The sequence below is a fragment of the Paenibacillus sp. EB106-06-01-XG199 genome, assembly GCF_058791575.1.
In genome coordinates, this window is sequence record NZ_JBYTDQ010000002.1 from 507,757 (window position 1) to 530,476 (window position 22,720).

The 22,720-nt window shown below is 51.0% G+C and carries 23 protein-coding genes; 6 read left to right on the top strand and 17 right to left on the bottom strand.

What is annotated here, in order from left to right; genetic code table 11:
* Positions 1-69 precede the first annotated feature (69 nt).
* The 8 genes from AC3WT9_RS08220 to AC3WT9_RS08255 all read right to left on the bottom strand — a co-directional run bounded on the left by AC3WT9_RS08220 (position 70) and on the right by AC3WT9_RS08255 (position 7,089).
* Positions 70-1,062, bottom strand: coding sequence for an aldose 1-epimerase (locus AC3WT9_RS08220; protein WP_341378340.1), 993 nt, complete (start codon positions 1,060-1,062; stop codon positions 70-72).
* A gap of 86 nt (positions 1,063-1,148) precedes the next feature.
* Positions 1,149-1,871: an MgtC/SapB family protein gene (locus tag AC3WT9_RS08225; RefSeq protein ID WP_341092473.1), complete on the bottom strand. Its 723-nt coding sequence runs from the start codon at positions 1,869-1,871 to the stop codon at positions 1,149-1,151.
* A gap of 262 nt (positions 1,872-2,133) precedes the next feature.
* Complete coding sequence (locus AC3WT9_RS08230; RefSeq protein WP_341092472.1) at positions 2,134-2,925, bottom strand: SDR family oxidoreductase; 792 nt, start codon at positions 2,923-2,925, stop codon at positions 2,134-2,136.
* Positions 2,926-3,165: 240 nt separating this feature from the next.
* Positions 3,166-3,696 carry a hypothetical protein gene (locus AC3WT9_RS08235; RefSeq protein ID WP_341378338.1) on the bottom strand — a complete coding sequence of 177 codons (531 nt, stop codon included), beginning with the start codon at positions 3,694-3,696 and terminating at the stop codon, positions 3,166-3,168.
* Positions 3,697-4,002, bottom strand: coding sequence for a hypothetical protein (locus AC3WT9_RS08240; RefSeq protein ID WP_341092469.1), 306 nt, complete (start codon positions 4,000-4,002; stop codon positions 3,697-3,699).
* Between the two features lie 242 nt (positions 4,003-4,244).
* The gene (locus AC3WT9_RS08245) at positions 4,245-5,039 is read right to left on the bottom strand and encodes an ABC transporter ATP-binding protein (protein WP_341092468.1); all 795 of its coding nucleotides are present in this window, start codon (positions 5,037-5,039) and stop codon (positions 4,245-4,247) included.
* Positions 5,026-5,952 (bottom strand): ABC transporter permease, encoded by a 927-nt coding sequence (locus AC3WT9_RS08250; protein WP_038590622.1) that lies wholly within the window; start codon positions 5,950-5,952, stop codon positions 5,026-5,028. Before AC3WT9_RS08250 ends, AC3WT9_RS08245 begins: the two co-directional genes overlap by 14 nt.
* 66 nt (positions 5,953-6,018) lie before the next feature.
* Positions 6,019-7,089 carry an ABC transporter substrate-binding protein gene (locus AC3WT9_RS08255; RefSeq protein ID WP_341092465.1) on the bottom strand — a complete coding sequence of 357 codons (1,071 nt, stop codon included), beginning with the start codon at positions 7,087-7,089 and terminating at the stop codon, positions 6,019-6,021.
* A gap of 411 nt (positions 7,090-7,500) precedes the next feature.
* On the opposite strand from AC3WT9_RS08255, the gene AC3WT9_RS08260 reads away from it, so the two are divergent.
* Entirely contained in the window at positions 7,501-8,439 is a 939-nt protein-coding gene (locus AC3WT9_RS08260; RefSeq protein WP_341378337.1) for a C40 family peptidase, read from the top strand.
* 103 nt (positions 8,440-8,542) lie between these two features.
* Here the strand turns inward: AC3WT9_RS08260 and AC3WT9_RS08265 are convergent, their stop codons facing one another.
* The gene (locus AC3WT9_RS08265; RefSeq protein ID WP_445744966.1) at positions 8,543-11,275 is read right to left on the bottom strand and encodes a calcium-translocating P-type ATPase, SERCA-type; all 2,733 of its coding nucleotides are present in this window, start codon (positions 11,273-11,275) and stop codon (positions 8,543-8,545) included.
* Positions 11,276-11,414: 139 nt separating this feature from the next.
* Entirely contained in the window at positions 11,415-11,834 is a 420-nt protein-coding gene (locus tag AC3WT9_RS08270) for a DUF2500 domain-containing protein (RefSeq protein ID WP_341378336.1), read from the bottom strand.
* 180 nt (positions 11,835-12,014) lie between these two features.
* Here AC3WT9_RS08270 and AC3WT9_RS08275 point away from each other — a divergent pair, with 180 nt between their 5' ends.
* From AC3WT9_RS08275 to AC3WT9_RS08290, 4 genes are all read left to right on the top strand, one after another.
* Positions 12,015-12,380 (top strand): hypothetical protein, encoded by a 366-nt coding sequence (locus AC3WT9_RS08275; RefSeq protein ID WP_341092459.1) that lies wholly within the window; start codon positions 12,015-12,017, stop codon positions 12,378-12,380.
* Between the two features lie 75 nt (positions 12,381-12,455).
* The gene (locus AC3WT9_RS08280; RefSeq protein ID WP_341092458.1) at positions 12,456-12,950 is read left to right on the top strand and encodes a cation:proton antiporter regulatory subunit; all 495 of its coding nucleotides are present in this window, start codon (positions 12,456-12,458) and stop codon (positions 12,948-12,950) included.
* A gap of 3 nt (positions 12,951-12,953) precedes the next feature.
* On the top strand, positions 12,954-14,201 hold the full coding sequence (locus tag AC3WT9_RS08285) for a cation:proton antiporter (protein ID WP_341092457.1): 1,248 nt from the start codon (positions 12,954-12,956) through the stop codon (positions 14,199-14,201).
* Positions 14,202-14,232: 31 nt separating this feature from the next.
* Entirely contained in the window at positions 14,233-15,102 is an 870-nt protein-coding gene (locus AC3WT9_RS08290) for a YitT family protein (protein ID WP_341378334.1), read from the top strand.
* Positions 15,103-15,230: 128 nt separating this feature from the next.
* Here AC3WT9_RS08290 and AC3WT9_RS08295 read toward each other — a convergent pair whose 3' ends face one another.
* The 4 genes from AC3WT9_RS08295 to AC3WT9_RS08310 form a co-directional block, all read right to left on the bottom strand.
* Positions 15,231-15,518, bottom strand: a complete 288-nt coding sequence (locus tag AC3WT9_RS08295) for a stage VI sporulation protein F (RefSeq protein WP_341378333.1) — start codon at positions 15,516-15,518, stop codon at positions 15,231-15,233.
* A gap of 66 nt (positions 15,519-15,584) precedes the next feature.
* Entirely contained in the window at positions 15,585-17,636 is a 2,052-nt protein-coding gene (recG, locus tag AC3WT9_RS08300) for an ATP-dependent DNA helicase RecG (RefSeq protein ID WP_341378332.1), read from the bottom strand.
* Between the two features lie 13 nt (positions 17,637-17,649).
* Complete coding sequence (locus AC3WT9_RS08305) at positions 17,650-18,510, bottom strand: DegV family protein (protein WP_341378331.1); 861 nt, start codon at positions 18,508-18,510, stop codon at positions 17,650-17,652.
* An 83-nt stretch (positions 18,511-18,593) separates the two neighbouring features.
* A complete protein-coding gene (locus AC3WT9_RS08310; RefSeq protein ID WP_341092451.1) occupies positions 18,594-20,372 on the bottom strand; it encodes a DAK2 domain-containing protein in 1,779 nt (592 codons plus the stop codon).
* 191 nt (positions 20,373-20,563) lie between these two features.
* Here AC3WT9_RS08310 and rpmB point away from each other — a divergent pair, with 191 nt between their 5' ends.
* Positions 20,564-20,752: a 50S ribosomal protein L28 gene (rpmB, locus tag AC3WT9_RS08315; protein ID WP_019911441.1), complete on the top strand. Its 189-nt coding sequence runs from the start codon at positions 20,564-20,566 to the stop codon at positions 20,750-20,752.
* A 100-nt stretch (positions 20,753-20,852) separates the two neighbouring features.
* Here the strand turns inward: rpmB and spoVM are convergent, their stop codons facing one another.
* The 3 genes from spoVM to rsgA form a co-directional block, all read right to left on the bottom strand.
* Positions 20,853-20,933 carry a stage V sporulation protein SpoVM gene (spoVM, locus tag AC3WT9_RS08320; RefSeq protein ID WP_020431362.1) on the bottom strand — a complete coding sequence of 27 codons (81 nt, stop codon included), beginning with the start codon at positions 20,931-20,933 and terminating at the stop codon, positions 20,853-20,855.
* 185 nt (positions 20,934-21,118) lie between these two features.
* Entirely contained in the window at positions 21,119-21,787 is a 669-nt protein-coding gene (gene rpe / locus AC3WT9_RS08325) for a ribulose-phosphate 3-epimerase (RefSeq protein WP_341092450.1), read from the bottom strand.
* Positions 21,788-21,790: 3 nt separating this feature from the next.
* A complete protein-coding gene (rsgA, locus tag AC3WT9_RS08330; protein WP_341092449.1) occupies positions 21,791-22,696 on the bottom strand; it encodes a ribosome small subunit-dependent GTPase A in 906 nt (301 codons plus the stop codon).
* Between the last annotated feature and the right edge of the window lie 24 nt (positions 22,697-22,720).

Consider the following 22,720-nt stretch of genomic DNA (forward strand, 5'->3'; position numbering starts at 1 on the left):
CATTAAAAGATCGCACAAAAAAGCCCCACAAAAGTGAGGCTTGGCTTTACAGCTATGAATCTCTACTTCCTATTTCACGTACAGACGGCTGGTTTCTTCCCAGAATTCGCCCGGCTTCAGGCCGAACAATCCGATCTCATCGGCAGGAAGATCCACCTTCGGCGCATTCACCAGGTTAATCTGCGGCTCCGGACAGAAGAATCCTTCTGTAGCGCCATTGTTCCAGATCATCCATTGCTTGTAGGAGGTTCCGACATCATACACGAGCGTAACGCCGGACTTGCTGTCCGTCAGTTCCATCCGGTTGCGGCCGTTTTGCGGTACAGCGGTGTAATGGTTGTCCATCGGCGCAAAGAACGGATTGACTCCTTCATCACGCAACGCGATTTCCTCTGCCGTCAACTCCTGGAAAGCGCCGGTGGGCAGCATGCGCTCACTGAGCTCCCAGCGCTCGCCGATGGTCGCCTTCACGCGGTAATCCTGGGGCGAGCTGTCCGGTGCAAACGGCGCATTGATCGCTGTGTGGAAGGCCAGCAGGCAAGGCATCAGCTCGCCGCCGTCATTGTGGACCAGCAGTTGCTGGGACAGCCCGGTTGCTTCTCCCAGCGTGTAGCGCAGCTTGACCGTATATTTGAACGGCAGGTATTGATAGGACGGGTGATTCTCGTCCACCTTAATCGCCACCGTAACGAAGCTTTCGCTTTTACCGCTGCCGAATTCTTCAACTTCCCACGCAGCTGTATGTAAAAATCCGTGCAGATGGTTGCCTGTTGCAGCCTCATTCACCGGAAACTTGTAGGTTTGTCCATTCCACGGAAATTCCCCATCTTCATAACGGTTCGGAGGAAACAGTACAGGTATGCCGTGAATTCCAGGGCTGGCCTTAAAGGCCTCCATCTCTGCCGCGCCCGGCTCATGCAGGAAACGGTAACCGTTTTCGGTATCACGGAAGCAAATCAGATTGCCGCCGATGCCCGGCAGGATAGCTGCCTCGTAACGTCCCGCTTTCAGCCAGACTGCAGCTTCTCCTTCATATTGTCCTTCGAATGCAGTAATCGACATGATAACTTTATTCTCCCTTCCATATGTTCGAAATGACTATCTCCTAAATAGATTACCACATCTGCCCAGAAGGGAACATGTCATTTTTACAACTGTTCCACTTCTACGCTCATTACATGTTCAATTTTCTTCACATCATAATATATTTCCGTCGCATAATCCTGATCAGGTGCAGACAGCACCATGTCAATCAGTTGCCTGCCGTCATCCAGATCCTTGATCTTTATCCGCCGGATCGTCCGTCCCGGTCTTCTCGTCTTTCGTTGATCGGTCATTTGACGTCCTTCGATCTTCTGGATCACCTCGGTCAGCACATAATTGGGCTGCATTATGATCTTGACGGAAATCTCATGCTTGTTCAGCACCTGTGGTCCAACGGCTTTGATCAGCAGCGGTACAGCATTGACGGCGAACATCAGCAGCACAACTGCATACCCCGCTTCCACATAAAAGCCTGCTCCAACCGCGATGCCAATCCCCGAGGCCGTCCAGATCAGCGCCGCCGAAGTTAATCCGGAAATCGCGTCTCCGCCTCTGCGCAGGATTACACCCGCGCCCAAAAATCCGATCCCGCTGACAATCTGCGCCGCCAGGCGCATCGGGTCCATGTTGGGGTGATCCGTTCCCCCGAACTTGTCATAAGCATGGATCGAGACAAGCGTCACTAAACAGCTTGCGATACTGATGACCATACTGGTCCGAATCCCCAGCGGCTTTTGTTTTAATTGCCTGTCGATACCGATGAACAGCCCGAACAGCATGGCCACAAGCAGTTTTACTATCGATTCCGTGTGCAGATCAATCTCCATAGCTCCTCCTAAAAGTATATTTATGAATAAACAGATAGAATCAGTATACCTGAAAAAAACATGAAAGCTTAGCTTTATTTATAGCAAGATAACCCGATAAAATATTTAAATCTTAATGAACAAGAAGAAACGGCATCCCCGGCCTTTTGCGTCAACGATGCAGCCCTCTCGGGCTGAGCCTATGACAAGGAACGGATTCCGTTTCTTCTGAGGAAGAGCTATTCAATTCATTATATGCTTGGCTGCCCGTGGTTAGAAGAGATCAGCCATGCAGCAGCGACTCGGCTCCATCACAATAAATCTCTGTTCCTGTAATATGGTCCGAATCGGCGGATGCCAGGAACAAGGCAAGTTTAGCCACCTGATCGGGCCGTCCGGGACCTTCCTCCAGCGGCTGCCCGCCGTCCGGAAAGTTCACCTCGATCTGCACTTTTTTGAGATCGTCGGAAGGATACGTATTGTCATCAATATTCGTCTTGATCGCCCCCGGACAGATGGCATTCACACGGATTTTGTATTGGGCCAGCTCCAGTGCAGCCATCTTCATAAAAGCCACCTGACCGGCCTTCGTAGTGCTGTAGGCAGAGAAACCGATATTAGAGAACACGCGGTTGCCGTTAATCGAACTGTTGATCAGTATGCTGCCTCCGTTCTCTTTCAAATGCGGAATTGCATATTTGACAGTGGCAAAGGTTCCACGGAGGTTGATATGAATCGTCTGATCCCAGGACTCAATATCCATCGTTTCAATCGGAGTCATTGCTCCGTTAATCCCGGCATTGGCGAACACAACATCAAGCCGCCCCCACTTCGCGGCCGCTTGCTTCACCGCCGCTTCCACCTGCTGCGGTTCGGCAATGTCACATTCAATGACGACGGCTTCCCCGCCTTCCTGTTTCACCTGATGTACAACCTTCTCGGCATTTTCAACCGTCCGGTCGAGCAGTACCACCTTTGCTCCGTTTCTGGCGAACTCCAGCACCGACGCTCTTCCGATCCCGGAACCGCCTCCAGTAACAATAGCTACCTTGTCTTTCAGCTTCTGTTCTGTCATATTAGCCAATCCTCCCAATCTAGATCATCTGTATACGCTTACCGGTTAAGTTCTTTCCTTAACCTTTACCTCGCATACAGGGGAGTGAATCGGCAACTCTAATTTCATTAGTCTTTGGTCAGTCTCCCTGGCGCAAATGAATAATCAAATCACTCAGGCCGGCCTCGCGGATCAAAGTGATAACTTCCCATACTTAAGCACACCTTTCCTGCTCTGATCCAGAGCAGATCATACTTTGACTCAACCCTTCAGCCCGCTGGTACTGATGCCATCCACTATCTGCTTCTGGAAGATAAAGAATATCAGCATAACCAGCGTGAGACTATAAGAGGACTCCGTCTTGGCAATGAAATACGTACCTTGAACATAACTGCCTGTCCGGTAAGGTTCAGGCCGTGACACTTCCACTGCCAGCTCGTGCGGTGTAAGCAGCGGCTCTGCGGGATAGATTGAGCGGTTGCTGGCCGTGTCAACTACAATCAGCTGCCCTTCGCCCGAAGCCATATTCGTGCTGTCGGCAACGATTCGTTCTACCCGGATGCGGATAACCAGCGTCCCCAGATGATCCAGTGTAAAAGTTGAGCCTGTATAAGACTTGATCTGGCGTACGGCAAGCAGTGAGTTTTTGCTGCCCTGGGTGTACCAGACGTTACTTCCTCCACCCTCTACAGCCAGCGGCTTCAACTGATCCTGCAGGGACTGCGATACTCCTTCCCGGTTGCCGGCTGTCATCACACCGTCATTTGCATCCATCAGCATCATGGAATACACTTACTTCTCCGCACCCGCAAAACCCACCAGCCGGTTAATAATCTTGTTATGCAGCACCAGCCGCTCATAGGGTGTGGGTTGATCCAGCAGCTTGCGCAGACAATCCTGGATCTGTTCATCCGAGCCGACCGCAAAGGATAGCTGCTCCAGCTCCTTAAGCTCACTCTCTATGCTGACTGCAGACATACCAAGGACTTCGGATGACTTTTCATAAATTTGCCGGTCGTAGATCCGGTACACGTACTGAAGAAATATGAGAGAAAACAGAAACGACAGCAACAGTAAGAAGGAAATGATCAGAATCATTTTGTTAAAGATCCCTGAATTCCTGTAAGCACTTTTATTATTTCGCAAGTACATTTCTTTTTCAATCCGCCTTCCCTTATCATTTATAAGGCCAGTTCACTTCATGGGTCATTATTATCATAAACGAATGACACGGTTATGGAAATATAACCCAAAAAGACCTGAATAGCAGTTCCATGGGAAACTGCATATCCAAGTCTTTGGGGTGTTGATGGTAAATGCGTATTTAAGTAGAGCGCATATTATCCCAGCATCATCCGGTCATCCGCCAACTTATGTCCGCTGATGGTTTCGAATTCACCAAGCAGCCGTTCTACGGTCAGATCTTTTTTCCGCTCTGCATCAATGTCCAGGATAATAGTCCCTTTATCCATCATGATCAGCCGGTTGCCCAGCCGGATGGCCTGCTCCATGTTATGGGTAACCATCAGCGTAGTGAGCTTCATCTCACGGACAATCGATTCCGTCAGTTTCGTAATCAGCTCCGCGCGGGCCGGGTCAAGGGCTGCAGTATGCTCGTCCAGTAGCAGAATCTGCGGCTGGGTAAAGGTCGCCATCAGCAGGCTGAGCGCCTGTCTCTCTCCGCCGGACAGCAGGCCCACTTGGGCTCGCAGCCGGTTCTCCAGCCCGATGCCAAGGCGGCTCAGCTGTTCACGGAACAGCGCCCGTCTGCCGCTGCTGACTCCGAAGGTCAGACCGCGGTTTTGGCCCCGCTTGAAAGCCATCGCCAGGTTCTCCTCAATCGTCATATGCGGGGCCGTACCGGCCATCGGATCCTGAAAGACCCGTCCGATCCAGCGGGCGCGCTGATACTCAGGCAGATGGCTGATCGAGCTGCCTTCGATCCGTGCTTCCCCCAGATCCGGCTTCATTACTCCGGAGATCACGTTCATCAAAGTGGATTTACCTGCCCCGTTGCTTCCGATAACCGTAACGAAATCGCCGGCTAGAAGGTGAAGGTCGATGCCCAGCAACGCTATCTTCTCATCCGGGCTGCCGGGATTAAACAGCTTGGATACATTATCAAGCTTTAGCATCGGCTGTTCCCCCTTTCTTGCTTCTTAGCGCCAACGCCGCTAGTTCAGCGCTTCTTCTGCGGGCTGTTCTCTTCTGCTTCATATACCGCTGAAGCGACGGGAACAACAGGGCAATAATGACGATAACTGCCGTAATCAGCTTCAAGTCGGAGGCCTTCAGCCACGGAACCCGCAGGGCGAGCGCTACAACAATCCGGTAAACGATCGAGCCCAGCACAACGGCCAGCGTAGCCCGGAACACATTCCTGGCGCCAAAAATCGCCTCTCCAATAATTACCGAAGCCAGTCCGATAACAATCATCCCAATACCCATAGTTGAATCAGCAAAAGAGGAAGACTGGGCGATTAGTGCTCCCGAGAGCGCCACTAAGCCATTCGACAGGCTGATGCCGAGAATAGTCGTTGTATCAGTGTTTACACCGAAGCTGCGGATCATTCTTGAATTGTCGCCTGTGGCCCGCAGGGCCAGGCCAAGGTCTGTACGCAGAAACAGATCCATCAGCAGTTTAACAGCAACCACAATAAACGGCATGACCAGCAAGGGATTTATGGAACTAAGCAGGGTGTCTTCGCCCATGATCGAAACGTTGGGCTTATCTAGTATCCGTAAATTAATGGAATAAAGAGCTATCATCATCAGGATCCCGGACAGCAATCCGTTAATTTTGCCTTTTGTATGCAGCAGGCCCGTGCACATGCCGGCTGCCATACCGCCAGCCATTGCACAGAATGTAGCCAGCCAAGGGGAATAGCCCTGAGTAATCATCACTGCGGCGATGGCCCCGCCAGTTGTAAAGCTTCCGTCTACAGTTAAATCCGGAAAATCAAGAATCCGAAAAGTTATATATACCCCCAAAGCCATAAAAGCGTACAGCAAGCCCGATTCCAAGGCTCCCATTATTGAATCATACATAGGTGACTTCCTCCCTCAAGCGGCAAGGAGCGTTCTTCTCGAATCGCCCCGTCATAATGTCTGAACTTATTGAATGATGTTGCTGGTCTGATCGGCAACTTCAGCTTTCATGGCATCTGTCACTTCAATGCCCTGCGCTGCTGCAGCCTTCAGGTTAAGGATAAGGTCCAGCTTCTCCTGCATGGTTACTTTCATGTCGCCTGGGCTTTTGCCGTTCTTCAGTACTTCCACAGCCATTTCACCGACCTGATAGCCGTGATCATAATATTTGAAACCGACTGTAGCAAATGCGCCCTTCTCTACCGTATCACGGTCAGCGGAGAAGAAAGGAAGTTTCTTCTCATTTGCGGTTTGGATAATTGTATCTACAGCACTTACCACCGAATTATCCAGTGTAATGTAGAATGCGTCTACACGTCCGACAAGTGATTCAGCCGCCTGCTTCACTTCAGAAGTATTCGTGACTGCAGCCTTCACCAGCTCAATGCCGTGTTTGTCGAGCTCTTCCTTGGCAATTCCCGCCATAACTACAGCATTCGGCTCGCCCTCATTAATGACAAGCCCCAGTTTCTTCACCTTCGGGAACTGTGCCGCAATGAATTGCATCAGCCGTGTGATTGCCTCCGGATTAGTATCGGAAGCACCGGAGACATTGCCGCCCGGGTGTTCCAGATCGGTTACAAGCCTGGCATCCAGCGGATCTGTAACAGCGGCGAACAATACCGGTGTATCCTTATCTACCTTCTGCACAATTGATTGAGCCGAAGGAGTGGCAATCGCGAGCACGAGATCGTTTTTGTCGCCGGCAATCTTCTGTGCGATGGACAGGTTGTTGGCTTGATCGGCCTGTGCGTTCTGGAGATCCACCTTCAGATTCTCACCTTCAATAAGTCCGGCATCCTTAAGTGCGGCCATGAAGCCTTCTCGCGTCGCATCCAGTGACGGATGTTCTACGTATTGGGAGATGGCAATGCTGTAGGATTCTTTGCTGCCTGCATCTGCAGGAGCAGCCGTGGCATTTGCCGGTTTGTTAGCAGCTTTTTCCGTATTCACCGCAGCATTGTTGTTCGATCCGCAACCCGAAGCTACAAGCATCAGACACAAGCTTAATCCTACCCAAATGTTCTTTTTTTTCATCATATAACCCCTTTTCTTTTACGGTATCAGCGCGTGCATCAAAGTGAGCGACTCAGCACTATCGCTTTCATCTTTAAAAGCGTTAAAGCGAAAGCTTACACTAACCTCACATAAAATACAGCCAATCTATTAAACATTATATTATATGGCGGTCCTTTATCCGTCAATGACTTATCGGCTCTCCAATTTATTCTTGCAAGATCAGGAAGCTAAGCCAAGATGTTCACACCTTCTGATCTAAAAAGAAAAGCTTCGATTGTTGTCATTTCGGGGATGTCGTCGAATCCTTCCTTAGAGGATGCTTTTCTTGCAAGATCAGGAAGCTAAGCCAAGATGTTCACACCTTCTGATCTTATAAAAAAAATCTCCTTGCACAAACTGAACTTACAGTCTGAACATGGAGAGTGTCCGATGACATTTGCTTATCCAACTATAACATTCAAGAAAACTGCTGTGATCCTTGCCATTGTTATGTCCACCAGCGCATGCGGGTATTACAAAAACGAGGAAAAGCCAAAAATCAATTCGGTAACGCCAGCCGGCACTTTTGCGGGCAGCTATTATGAGAAATCCCATGTCACCGACAAGCAGGGAAAGTTCTGGATTCCGCTGAAACCCGCCGCTGCCTCAATCGGCTACCGGATGAAGGATGACACCGCCAGCGGAGGTTATGCCAAGCTCGGCTATACGGATGTGATGTACATGCTGCGCCCCAACTCCACTCAGGTCTTTTCACTGGGCGAAAAAATCACTCTGCCTGACGCGCCGGTGCGCCGTGACGGTCAAATCTATATCACACCGACAGCTTTGTCCAAGCTGCTCCAAACTGAGGTCGGCTGGAACCCCACCAGCGGTGAGATCAATATCGCTTTACCGTCAGACAAGGAAGTCCTTAGCAATACTGAAAAAAACGGTAACTCCAATATGGCCAAACCGCTGCGAATCCAGAGCGCTTCGAACGTTGATACCGGTCAACTAGTTGCCTTTGCCAGAAGATTTCTGGGTGTACCTTACGATTTTGGCGCAGGTCCTTATGAGGATACCGGACGTTTCGACTGCTCCTCCTTCACAAAGCATGTATTTAAAAGGTTTGGCGTGGATCTGCCCCGACTGGCTAAAGACCAGGACAACATTGGCAGACGGGTAAGCCGAAGTGAGCTGCAGACCGGAGATCTGATTTTTTTCACCGTGCCAGGACGTTTTGACAGTGACGCCATACCGGGGCATGTAGGTATTTATATCGGCGACGGAAAGTTCATCCATACCTGGGGTGATCCCGGTGTACAGATCAGCGAACTGGACAGCGGATATTGGAGTAACGTAATACTGCATATGCAGCGCGTGCTGTAACCAAATAGCACCGCAGGCTGCTGAAGTAAAGAAGAGCCTGGTCTCCTGCTAAAGAAGACCAAGCTCTTTTACATTTTAAATCAACTGATGTGATCCGGTTTCACTAGTCCCAACCTTTGCCTTTGCCGCTCAGGCGGACAAACAGCTTCACCAGTTCAACTAAAACAACGATGGACACGGCTGCCCCGCAGACAATCCACCACTGCAAACCGTTCAGATGCTGTACACCAAACCAATCGTTCAGACCCGGAATAATGATGACCAGCACGAGCAGCAGTCCGGAAATCACCGACGCGCCCAGCATATATTTGTTGCTGAACAAACCGATCTGGAACAGAGATTTCGTATTGGATCTGACGTTGAAGGCATGTGTAATTTGAAGCAGACCGAGGGTGGCAAAAGCCATCGTAACTGCCACACCCTCATCATAATGGGTATGCGCCCAGTTATAGACGAGCAGTGTCAGTGCCGCTTCGATGATCCCCTGGTAGACAATCCCTGCCCCCACACCACCGGAAAAAATACTACTGCTGGACTTACGGGGTTTCTTCGTCATTACGTCTTCCCCGGCTTTTTCCAGTCCCAGTGCCAGCGCAGGCAGCGTATCCGTCACCAGGTTGATCCAGAGGATGTGAATAGGCTCAAGAATCCGCCAGCCGATCATTGTGGCGATGAACAGGGTCAGCACTTCCCCAAGGTTGGCGGAGAGCAGGAACTGGATAGCTTTGCGGATATTGCTGTAGACCTTCCGCCCTTCTTCCACCGCAACTACAATCGTCGTGAAGTTATCGTCGGCCAGCACCATGTCGGATACGCCTTTCGCGACATCCGTTCCCGTAATCCCCATGCCCACACCGATATCCGCTGACTTCAAAGCCGGTGCATCGTTCACCCCGTCTCCAGTCATAGCCACAATCTTGCCCTTTTTTCTCCACGCTTTGACGATCCTTACCTTGTGCTCTGGAGAGACACGGGCATATACGGAATAATCCTCGACCCTATTTGCAAAATCCGCCTCGCTGATCTTATCCAGTTCGCGTCCGGTCAGTACACTCTTGTCGTCATCGATGATACCCAGCCGCTTGGCGATAGCCGCAGCAGTGTCCCTGTGGTCTCCGGTAATCATGACAGGACGGATACCCGCCTTGCGGCAGACTGCTACAGCGTCGCGCACTTCATCGCGCGGAGGATCAATCATCCCGACGAGGCCGATGAATACCAGATCCTTCTCTGTTGTATCCGGTGAAGGTCTGTCTGGAAGCTCTGCATAATCACGATAGGCAAAAGCCAGCACCCGCAGCGCTTCATCGGCAAGCGCCTTATTGCTTGCAGTGATCTTGCGGGAATGCTCCTCTGTGAGCGGAATGAGCTCCCCGGCCTCATAAATATGGCTGCACTTGGAAAGCAGCACATCGGGAGCACCTTTCGTAAGGCCGCGGAACTTTCCTGCCTCCACCTGATGAATCGTTGTCATCAGCTTGCGGTCCGAGTCAAAGGGCAGCTCGCTTTTCCGGGGATACTGCTTCTCCAGCTCCCGCTTGTCAGTGCCGATGCTCAGCGCATAGTCCACAAGGGCTGTCTCCGTGGGATCCCCGATAATCGCTTTGCCGCTTTTGGTCCCGCCGGCTTTATCCCCTTTTGTGTTCTCTGAACCTTGCTTCCCGGCAGTGCTGCCTTCGTCAATGCTGGAGTCATTGCACAGTGTCATCGCCTGCAGCAGCAGCTCACCGCCCGGAGTTTCCTTAAGCTGTTCGGTCGCCTCAATAGTTGCTCCATTGGCGTACAGCTTCTCGACAGTCATTTTGTTGAGTGTCAATGTTCCTGTTTTGTCGGAGCAGATAATTTCAGTACTACCGAGCGTCTCCACTGCAGGCAGCTTGCGGATAATCGCTTTACGTCCGGCCATGCGCTGAACGCCAAGCGCCAGAATGATCGTTACGATCGCCGGCAGTCCTTCAGGAATCGCCGCAACCGCCAGCGAGATCGAGGTGAGCAGCATATCCAGCATTTCTCTGCCCTGGAGCAATCCTACGGCAAAAATGACTACACACACGCCCAAAATAATATAGGTGAAGTATTTCCCCAGTTCATCCAGCTTCTTCTGCAGCGGAGTGACATCCGTTTCTTCCTCTGCGATAAAGCCGGCAATTCTTCCGACCTCAGTCTTCATCCCCGTGGCTGTAACGACGCCTATAGCTCTTCCGTAAGTGACGCTGCTGCTCATATATGCCATATTTGTCCGGTCGCCGATTACGAGATCTGTCCCCTCCAGTTTGTCAGCATGCTTATCCGAAGGCAGCGACTCGCCGGTTAACGCGGCTTCCTCCGTCTGAAGTGATGCTGTTTCCAGTAGCCTGACATCGGCAGGTACGACATTGCCTGCTTCCAGCAGAACAATATCACCGGGCACAAGCTCCTCACTCTTGATCTCCGTCACCTGACCGCTGCGGCGGACCCGGGCATGCGGCGAAGACATGCTTTTCAGCGCTTCCAGGGCCTGTTCTGCCTTATTTTCCTGGATGACTCCAAGCACCGCATTCAATATAACAACCAGCAGGATAATGATTGTATCCGTCCATTCCCCGAGAATACCCGACAACACCGCAGCCGCCAGCAGAATAAAGATCATTACATTTTTGAACTGCTCAATAAATTTGGCCAGCAGCGACTTTGGCTTTGCCTCCTGCAGCATATTTTTCCCGTACCGCTCCAGCAGCTGCGCCGCCTGTTCTGAAGTTAATCCCTCTTCTCTTGTCTCCAGCCGTTTCAGGACTTCCTCTTTCTCCAGCAGATGAAACGGCTGTTGATCTTGCTGATTGGCAGAGTTCGAATTCAAGCTGTCAGCTCCTCTCATGTTATAAATTGGTGTATAGCAAATCACTTATATGGAGTTTTACCCAAAATTAACCGCAGAATTCTGAAAATTTAAGAACATTTTTCAAAGCTTGCTCAGAAACATCTGCAAACAAGGACGATTAGCCTTCAGTATTTTGAAAACAGGGATGCTCAAAGCCCTTAAACCTGGTTCCCTGATATACAAGCTCCCCCCGGTCTCCTTCAACAATCAATCCAAATGCCTTATTCGGTACCTGCAGTTCGACGCGGCGTCCATCTTGAAACTCAAATGTTACATAGTAGCTCGTATGGGCCCCTGAATCGCCTGATCCGCCCCAAACCTGTGTCCGTTTGGTCATTGCCGCAGCGTACACGGAGACCAAGGGACTGGCATTATTATTACTCCAGATGCTAATGGATTTGATGATAAAAAAGATAAAAAAACCAATCACCAGCAAAAAAATCAGCTTAAAAAAGAAAGGCATTCCATAGATAAAACTCCAAAAAAAACTGCCCTGCGGAAATTGCCCAAAACCGCTAATAAAGCTCTGTCCGTTCAAATCCATCTCTCCTCTTTCAAAAAAAATATAAAAAGTAAGATTTACTTTAAAATACGCTTTATTTCTCCATCAGTTTCAGTTTTTCAGCCTTGAAAAATGAAAAAAGATCTGATTTGAATTTGGCCCGGCTAAGAACGTATGTTATGCTTTATATACAAGATACAGTAAGGAGGTGATCTCATGAGGGCATATCTAGCGTATTCCCCCTACTCAAAACTGCTTCGGTCCGCATTTATTCCGATTCTTCTGTTTACCCTGATAGCCGGAGCCATCGGTGCTTTCAGCACTGTGGAGGATGAAGGGGAGACCTACAAATTTGAACGCTACGAGCATAAAATGGCGACACCGGTTCGTGCACATTCAACACCAATTAAAATTGTACCCGCTGTCCGCTTACCGCATCATGGGATCACTCCGGTAGTTCTGCCGGAATCTCCCGTACCTGTACTTGTTGTTTCGTTATCCCCAATTATTTACATTACGCTGAAGCGACTGCTGCTGCAACCGCTTAGATATACTTCAAATTTGGTGCATCGCCCCATTTAACGACAGAAAAAGAAATGCATATTGGCTCACACAGAAGAACAATCTTATGACATATCAATTGGAGGCTGGACTTTCATGAACTATAGAGAATCAGATCTGCCCGGAATCGGCAAAAAATTCCTGCTGCAAACGCGCAGCGGCGACAAGCTAGTGGTCATTGTGCATGACGACGGCAGACGCGAGCTGTACCATTTTGATTATGATGATCCGGATCAGAGTGTATCCATGGTTGCACTGGACGATGATGAAGCAAGGCATATCTCTGCCATTATCGGCGGAGTCACCTATAAGCCCAAGGCCCTGGAGTCCATTGAGGTGGCACTGGATGATTTGATCATCGAATGGTACCGCCTCGAGTCAGGCTTCAAATGTATCGGGCATACGATCGGCGAACTGGATGTTCGTGCACGTGCAGGCGTCACTATTATTGCGATCATTGAAAAAAACCACCAGAAACATCTAAGTCCTGGACCGGAAGTTTTGCTGAAGGCGAACTGTACCGTTGTTGCTGCCGGGGAGAGACATCAGCATAAGCAGTTCAAACACATTCTACGAAATGGATGTGGTTAATAGATGAGCCATTATATTATTTTTGAAGTAGGCCTGGCCATTGTCCTGATTGCGCTTGCCGGAATCATCTCCACCAAACTCCGCTTTTCTGTAATTCCTTTCTATATTCTTATCGGGATGGCCGTTGGGCCCCACGCCTTCAAAATTTGGCATCTCGATTTCCGCTTTATCGAAAGTGCTTCCCTGATCGAATTTATGGGCCGCATCGGCGTACTCTTCCTGCTGTTCTATCTGGGGCTGGAGTTCTCCGTGGGCCGGCTTGTCAAAGCAGGACGTTCGATCGTAACCGGCGGTACGATATATATCCTGATCAATTTCACACTGGGGCTGGTCTTCGGCTGGGCACTCGGTTTCCCTCTGGAGGAGATTCTGATTATTGCCGGAATCACCACAATCTCTTCCAGTGCGATTGTAGCCAAGGTATTGGTTGATTTGAAGCGAACCGCAAATCCCGAGACTGAAATGATTCTCGGCATCATCATGTTCGAGGATGTTTTTCTCGCAGTCTACATCTCCATTCTCTCGGGTCTTGTCCTCAGCGGCTCTTCGTCGCTTGGCGGCGTACTGCTGTCCGCGCTGCTCGCGCTTGGATATATGCTGGCCCTCCTCATTATCGGACGCAAGCTAGTTCCCTGGCTCAACCGCGTCCTGAACATCCGTTCCAGTGAATTATTCGCGCTTGTCATCTTCGGTGCCCTCTTTCTCATTGCCGGCTTCTCTGAAACGATCCATGTCGCCGAAGCGATCGGAGCATTGCTTGTCGGACTGGTGCTCGCCGAAACCGAGCATGTGAAACGGATTGAGAAACTGGTCATCCCGTTCCGTGACTTCTTTGGAGCCATCTTCTTTTTCAGCTTCGGTTTGACCATTGACCCGCTCTCCCTCGGAGGAGAAGCGTTCTGGTATTCATTAGCTGCGGTAATCATAACACTGTTCGGAAATTTCTTGGCAGGAATGCTGGCGGGACGCAGTGCAGGTCTCAGTCCGCGGGCTTCGTCCAACATTGGCCTAACTATCGTCTCCCGTGGGGAGTTCTCCATTATTATGGCCAATCTTGGCAAAGCGGGCGGACTGATGGCGATCCTTCAGCCATTCGCTGCCATGTACGTATTGATGCTGGCCATCCTTGGTCCGCTGCTGACAAAGGAGTCCAAGACGATTTATAAGCTCCTGGATAAGGTATTTAAATTCGAAAAGCGGCATCTCGCACGCAAAGCAAAACAAGCTGCCCCTGTACTCGACAAAGAGTAAATAGAGTTCCCTGTTGAAGGGAGGAACGTGTATGAAGAAACGTTTACGCGGGAAATCCCCCCCGCCACAGCACAAGGGAATCCGTTTTCTCTCCGTCATTGGCGGAGGACTGCTGGCCGCTGTCGGGCTGGAGCTGTTTCTGATTCCGCATAAGCTGGTTCCTGGCGGAATTGCCGGACTGTCTGCTCTGCTCGCCCATCTTACCGAAATGCGGCTTGGCCTGTTTCTGTTTCTGTTCAATCTGCCGTTTATTCTTTTGTCGCGCAGGCAGATTGACATTCGGTTTGCCCTTTATACGATGCTCGGGTTGATCTGCTTAACCATAGGCTCATTAGCCTTGCATCACTTTCCACCCGTTGTCAGTGAGCCGCTTGCTGCAGCAATAGCTGGTGGTCTCTGCCTTGGCTTTGGAATCGGTATTTCAATCCGCTTCGGTGGCATCAGCAACAAAACCAGTGAACAGGGTTATGTCTTGCTAAGCGGCAGCTTGCCGAAATCGGCGGAAACCGTCATTATGCTGCTCAACTGTTTCATCCTGCTATTCGGAGGAGTGCTGTTTGGCTGGGACCAGGCGATGTATAGCATTATCGCCTACCTGCTGGCCTTTGAAGGCATCCGGATCTCGCTTCGGGACCTATCGCGCTCCCAGGCTGTCTGGATTACCAGCAGCCACTGTGATGAAATCTCCAAAGCGCTCCACCAAACGCTCGAGCGGGAGACCAAACTTGTCCAGACTTCCGGGCCGGCGGGAGAGAAAGGCACACTCTTCTGTCTTGCCAGCAAGATGGAGGAAGCCACTTTGACTTCAATTGTGAAGGAATGCGACGAGGACAGCCTCATTGTCGTGCGCGCAGCGCAGGGCCGGGGCATCGCCGATTTTTTCCGCAAAAAAATCAGCTGAAAGATGACTCTGCCGGACTTTCCTGAACTGTGAATGGCTATAACCTATGAAAAAGGCGTTCCCGCTACTGCAGCGCGGGAACGCCTTTTCCTATCTGCCAGATCCGGGTCTAACAACCGCCCGTTTCTTCAACGGAACATGCCCCATAACCGGATCAGGTGAAACGTATTGCTCGGATCAATCTTCTGTGCGATCACAAATTTCACGATTTGCTCTTCCTGGGCTGACGACAGCTTCTCACCCATTACTGCCGCAGCATTGCGTACCAGCCTGCGCACAACTCCTGTGTCCTGCAGCTCTTGCTTGGAAATACCGTTAATCATATTTTTGATGCGTTCCTTGACTGCCGGATTCTTCATCTTTAGCTTGATGCGTTCCACCAGCTGCGGACTGATTCCGAATTGCTGATAACCCAAGCGCAGCACCTCCCGTCATATCCAATCATTCACAGTATATGAGGGCCGGTTGCCGCATGTGCCTATTTAATCGATAATATCCCCCTGGAATATTTGTTCGTTCTGCAAATAGCTCCGCAGCGGCGCATAATCTGGGGATGTCCAAAAGGAAGAATCCTTCAGCAGCTCCGCAGCATCGTCGCGCGCCTGCTCCAATGTCTCAAAATCCGCAGTCATATCCGCCAGCCGGAATTCCGGCAGACCGCTTTGCTTCGTACCAAAGAAATCCCCCGGGCCTCTTAGCTCCAGGTCACGGCGGGAGACCTCAAATCCGTCGTCCGTATCGGTCATGGCGGTCATCCGCTCCCGGCCGATCTCCGACTTGGGATCAGCCACAAGTACACAGTAGGACGCATGCTGGCCTCTACCGACCCGCCCGCGCAGCTGATGCAGCTGTGACAAACCGAAGCGGTCCGCATCCATGATGATCATCAGCGTGGCATTGGGAACATCGACGCCAACTTCTACGACCGTAGTGGAGACAAGCAGCTGAAGCTCGTTGCTGTAGAAGGCGCGCATCACTTCATCTTTCTCACCCGGCGTCATCCGTCCATGCAGCAGCCCAACTTTATAGTTCGGAAAGGCCTGGGACATCTGGACATGCAGGTCTATCGCATTCTGCACATCCAGCTTCTCCGACTCTTCGATCAGGGGGCAGATGAGATAGGCTTGACGGCCTTTATCAATCTCACGGCTGACCAGGTTCAGCACTCGCTCCATCAGATCATGCTTCACCCAATAAGTCGTGATTGGAACCCGTCCTTTAGGCCGCTCTGACAAAGTCGAGACGTCCATATCCCCAAAAACCGTAATCGCTAGTGTCCGCGGGATCGGGGTCGCCGTCATCGTCAGCACATCCGGGTTATACCCTTTACGCCGGAGGACACTGCGCTGGTTCACTCCGAAGCGGTGCTGTTCGTCGGTAACCACAAGCCCCAGCCCGCGGAAGAATACATCATCCTGTATCAAAGCATGGGTGCCGACCACGACGTCCAGCACGCCCATTTGAAGTGAGGCCAGCAGATCCTTGCGTTTGCGCCCTGAGACACTGCCCGTCAACAGGCCTACCGTGATGCCAAACGGCTCAAACATTTTGGTCAGCGAGCGCATATGCTGCTCGGCCAGAATCTCCGTCGGCACCATCAGCGCGCCCTGAAACCCCGACCTCACGGTGGCAAAGAGCGCAATCGCCGCAAGCACCGTTTTGCCTGAGCCAACATCCCCCTGCAGCAGCCGGTTCATGCAGTACCCGGACCTCATGTCCTGCAGAATCTCCAGCTCCACATGCTTCTGCGCATCCGTCAATTCAAACGGCAGACTGCGCACAAAGGAGCGGACGGTTGAGTTATCAACTGTATGCACTACACCGTCCATTCTGCCGTGGTTCAGCACCCGGAAGGCCTGCACCTTAAGCTGGAACAGAAACAGCTCTTCATACACCATTCTGCGCCGTCCCTGCTGGCCTTCGCGGGTATCCTCCGGCTGGTGGATCGTAGCAATCGCCCGTTTGCGGGGCATAAAATCATATTTTCGCATAATGACCTGCGGCAATATTTCCGGAATCATCTCTCCGAACTGCTGCATGCCCTGGTTAATAACCTTGCGGATCCAGGACTGGGTGATCTTGCCGCCCACAGAGTATACCGGCTGCAGGGTGCCTGTCTTGCCCTCCCCGCGGTCCGGGAACTCATAATCTGTCACCGTAATCTGGCTGCGCTTCTGGTCCCATTTGCCGGTTAGCACGATCTCCCGGCCGACAGTCAACTGCTCGCGCACATAATGCTGATTGAACCAAGTAGCGGTGAACATCCAGGGTTCAGCCACCATCTTGCAGCTTAAGCGCGACTTGCCGCCAAACCGCTGAAGTACAGGGATGCCAATCACCTTGGCCACCAGGGTAGCCTTGTCACCATGCTTCACTTCACTCAGCGAGCGGGGGCGGAAATCCTCATAACGGAATGGATAATACTCCAGCAGATCCTTTACTGTAAAAACGCCAAAGGCGTGGAGCTCGGATTGCTTTTGAGCGCTCACGCCAGTTATTTGCTTCACTTCAATTTTTTCCAAAGACAGGTTCATGTTCATCCCCTATTTACGCGGGCCAAATGAATACGGCTAAGGTACCGTTGCCGACATGGCTGCCTACGACAGGGCCGATGTTGGTCAGCACTTTCTCATTCAGGGTGAAGTGCACGGCTAATTCCTGCAGGAATTCTTCGCCGTAAGCCGGTTCAGCCGTATGACCCACAGCCACATTGATTTTGTCCACACCCGGCAGATCGTTTTTGAACAGCTCGATCATGCGGGCTATTGCCTTCTTCCGGCCTCTGACCTTCTCTACCGCATAAATGATGCCTTCCGCATCAATGGAGAGAATCGGCTTGATATTCAGCAGCGTGCCCAATATGGCGGATGCTTTGCCGATTCTGCCGCCCTTTTGCAGATATTCCAGTGTATCTACCAGGAAATAAAGTTTGCGCGATTGGCGCAGCTTCTCCACGGCTGACAGAATTTCCTCCGGGCTTATACCTTCTTTAGCCATTCTGGCCGCTTCCACTACCATAAAGCCGAAACCGTAGGATGCGGACAGGGAATCTACCACAGTGATGGCGTCCCCTTCCTCATCCAGCATCGATTTGGCCAGAACTGCAGACTGATAAGTTCCGCTAAGTCCGGATGATATATGAAACGATAGAATCGTACTGCCTTGATGACGCTCCAGAATACTGCGATACACATTCATATATTCCACCGGAGACGGCTGAGATGTGGTCGGCAGCTTCGCGGAGTGGGGAAGACGCTCATAGAACTGCTCCGGTGTCATATCCACATTGTCCCTGTACGCTTCCTCGCCGAACATTAATGTCAGCGGCACGACCTCAATGCCGTATGCTTCCGCCAGAGCCGGCGGAATATCTGAGGTGCTGTCTGTGACAATTACGGTACGATTCATGGGTTTCCTCCCCAAACTATGATTAAGCAGTCCGCACGAGGCGGAGTGTGCTTTGATGCTGACAGAAGGAATTCAGTCTCCGCCTATGGCTCTACCGAGAAAAGATAATAATACAGCGGCTGCCCGCCCTCATGAACCTCAACTTCAACCTGAGGATAAGTCTCTTCCAGCCAGCTGCTAAGTGACGCGGTCACTTCCGCTTCTGCTTCAGCACCGGTCAGAACCGTAACGATCTCGTCGCCGTTCTCCAGCATGCTTGTGAGCAGTTGCTTGCTTGCAGCGAGCAATTCATCGGAAGCAGCAACGATCTTCGAATTGGAAATACCGATATACTGTCCGGATTTGATCTCCAGCTCTTCAATCACGGTATCACGTACGGCGTTCGTAACCTGGCCGGATTTCACATGTGCGATGGCTTCCAGCATGTTGCTTGTATTGGCATCCACTGCATCATCTTCCTGGAAGGCAAATGCAGCGGCAATTCCCTGCGGGATGCTCTTGCTCGGAATCACCGTGATATCCCGTTCGTCCTCAAGCAGCTCTTTAGCCTGTTGTGCAGCAAGCACGATGTTGGAGTTGTTAGGCAGAATATATACATGCTTCGCCGAGATGGATGAGATCGCATTTACGAAATCCTCCGTACTGGGATTCATGGTCTGTCCGCCTGCTAGAACCGCATCGACCCCGAGGCTTTTGAAAATATCGGTAATCCCGCCGCCGGAGGATACGGCGATGAAGCCGTACGGTGCCATATCGTCCGCCGGAGGAACCGCCGGGGCAGGCACTACACTCTTCTCGTTAGGGATATCTGCAAACAGATCCGGCATTGGAGCGATATCCATACCGGTTGTCAGCAGATCGCGATGCTGCTCACGCATATTCAGAATATGGATCTGGGTGATCTCGCCGTAGAGCAATGCCAGACTCATCACTTCACCAGGTGTCTTGGAATGCACATGAACTTTGATCGTGTCGTCATCGGAAATGACGATGATTGAATCCCCATTAACTGACAACGCTTTCCGAAAATCTTCCTCATCAAAATCCGCTTTCACGGCTGCGCCAAGCTGGCGGTTGATGAAAAATTCCATATCATATAAAAATTCGATATCTTCCGTGGACAGCTGGGATTGCGCAGAAGACTGCACGGAGGACAATATATTCTCAGGTTTGGTGAGTACAGGTGCCGTTACAACGGCAGGTACCGGAGCTTGTCCTTGTACAGACGCCGGAGATGCGGAGACTCCGCTTGTCAGATACTGATGAAATCCTTCATAAATGTAGACCAGACCTTGGCCTCCAGAGTCAACAACGCCAACCTGCTTCAGAACAGGAAGAAGTTCCGGAGTATTGGCTAATGCCTCTTTGGCTTTGGCCAGAACCTCCGTCATAAGCTCCGTAATGTCTGTCGTGCGGCGGGCGTAATACACCGCATGTCTGGCAGCTTCTTTGGCAACGGTGAGTATAGTGCCTTCTACAGGCTTGACCACCGCTTTGTAGGCCGTATCCACTCCGGTCTGCAGTGCTGCCGCGAACTGTTGCGTGTTCAATTCATCATATTGGGCTGCAGAACGTCCAAGACCTCTGAACAGCTGTGACAAAATAACGCCGGAGTTTCCCCGTGCACCCATCAGGAGACCTTTGGAGAGTACTCCTGCACATTGTCCGACAGAGGCGGTATTATTCTTTTTCAATTCGTTCGCGCCTGCAGTCATCGTCAAATTCATATTAGTTCCCGTATCTCCATCCGGAACCGGAAATACATTTAAGGAATTGACGTGCTCTGCATGCTGCTGCAGCTTTTCCGCTCCGGCGAGTACCATTGCGGTAAAATCTGCTCCGTTTATAGAACGCTTACTCAATGAGAATTCCCCTTCCTAACTTCATGCCTAATCAATTCTATGATTAACTGGACATAATACACTAATTTATATTGTACTATAAGAGCCAAAAGAAATAAATGTTTTTGAATCGGTTGACGTAGCAAATTTTGCTGTGATATTATATTTAAGTATTGTTTTATGCAGGTGTTAGTAACAAGGAGGTGTAATCTATGTCCCGCAAATGTACTGTAACAGGCAAGAAACCGGGCAGCGGCAACCACGTGTCTCACGCAAACAACCGCAACCGTCGTTCTTGGGGAGTTAACGTTCAGAAGGTCCGCATCCTAGTGAACGGCAAACCGAAACGCGTGTACGTCAGCACCCGTGCTTTGAAAGCCGGCAAAGTTGAACGCGTTTAGTCTTGGATTATCCTAGACCTAGCGATATCTCATATGAAGCAAAAAGCACCCTTTACATACGTAAGGTGCTTTTTTTCATGTTTTCAGTTCTGATCCTTCCTCAGCTTTTCTGAAAAGTATTCAAAATCGCTTTAACAAAACCTCCCAAAAATCTTGGCAGCTTAAACGTGTAAAATTTCATCATTAACCCTCCCATCAATTCATGCCGTACGCTAGGAGACTTTCCTGTCTTTTCTGTTTGCGCAAACGAGCTGCAGAGCTCCCTTATGGAACAAAAAAAGGCTACATGAGATTTCTGCTCATGTAACCATATTTATGCACCCACAACTTGGCCTATACCTCAAGACTAATTAGGCGGCCGCCCGATTAACGGATTGCTGCCTCTGCTGCTTCACGGATTGCTTTGATGGCGGCAGCGCGATCACTGCGTCCAAACACGGCATTGCCTGCGACAAGTGCGTCTGCGCCCGCTTCAGCCACCAGGGGTGCCGTTGCTTCAGCTATTCCGCCGTCGACCTCTATGCGCAGCCCTTTGTGATTGGCTTCGTTCGCCCACTCCCGGATCTGCCGGATCTTACACAGTGTATGGGGAATGAAGGCTTGGCCGCCAAAGCCCGGATTCACGGTCATCACAAGCACCATATCCACATCCTCAAGCACCTCACGTACGGCTGAAGCCGGAGTCCCCGGATTGATCGCTACGCCGGCCATCAGGCCCAGCTCCTTGATCTGATGGATAACCCGGTGGAGATGCACACAAGCCTCTGCGTGAACCGTTATAACCGCTGCACCGGCTGCAGCAAAATCGGCAATGTAACGTTCCGGCTTCTCAATCATCAGGTGCACATCAAGCGGTAAAGAAGTGTGGGACTTCACTGCTTTGACAATGGGCGGACCCAGCGTAATATTCGGTACAAAATGACCGTCCATCACATCCACGTGTATCCAGTCTGCACCACTGGCTTCCGCTTCCGCTACTTCAGTACCAAGTGCGGCGAAATCCGCCGATAACAAAGATGGGGCAATTATAATCATCAGTTAGTACCTCCGCTTCTTGTCTTTCATTTCATTGTAGAACAGCTTGTAATGCTCATAGCGGCTGTCTGCAATTTCTCCATCCTGCCATGCCTCGATGACACGGCAGGATGGCTCATGCAGATGACTGCAGCCGCGGAACTTGCAATTCTCCGCATAAGGAGCAAACTCCCGGAAGCAGACCGACAGCTCCTCCACGCCGAGTTCTAAAAAGTCCAACTGGCTGAACCCGGGTGTATCGGCCACAAAGCCGCCATTACCGATATCCATCAGCTCCACATGGCGGGTAGTATGGCGTCCCCGGCCGAGCCGCAGACTGATCTCACCCGTCTCCAGTTCAAGACCGGGCACCAGCCGGTTCAGCAGCGTTGACTTGCCTACACCGGATTGTCCGGAAAAGACACTGATGACTCCGGCAAGCCGGTTGCGCAGCTCATCGCTGCCGGAGCCGGTTAAAGAGCTAGTAACCATCACTTCGTAGCCGATACGCTCATAAAGCTCTTTAACCATTTGCGTTGCTTTACCATCGTCATCCGCTAAATCCTGTTTGGTCAGCACAATCAGGGTGTTCAGACCGGAATGTTCGATGTGGACCAGAAACTTGTCCAGGAGATTCAAATTCATATCCGGCTCCCGCACCGAGAACAGCAGCACAGCCAGCTTCACGTTGGCAACCTGCGGGCGGATGAGTTCCGATTCACGTGGAAGCAACTCGTCAACCATCCCTTCCCCGTTTTCGGTCAGAACATAGATTATACGGTCACCGACGAGCGGAGCAACCCCTTTTTTCTTAAGAATCCCCCGCCCCCGGCATTGAACTGCCTCTTCCTCTGTCGCTATTACTCCGTCCCGGAGCGGCTTAACGTAATAATATCCGCTTAACGCTTTGATAATTATTCCTTCAGGCATACATAGTGAGCCTTCCTCTCCTGA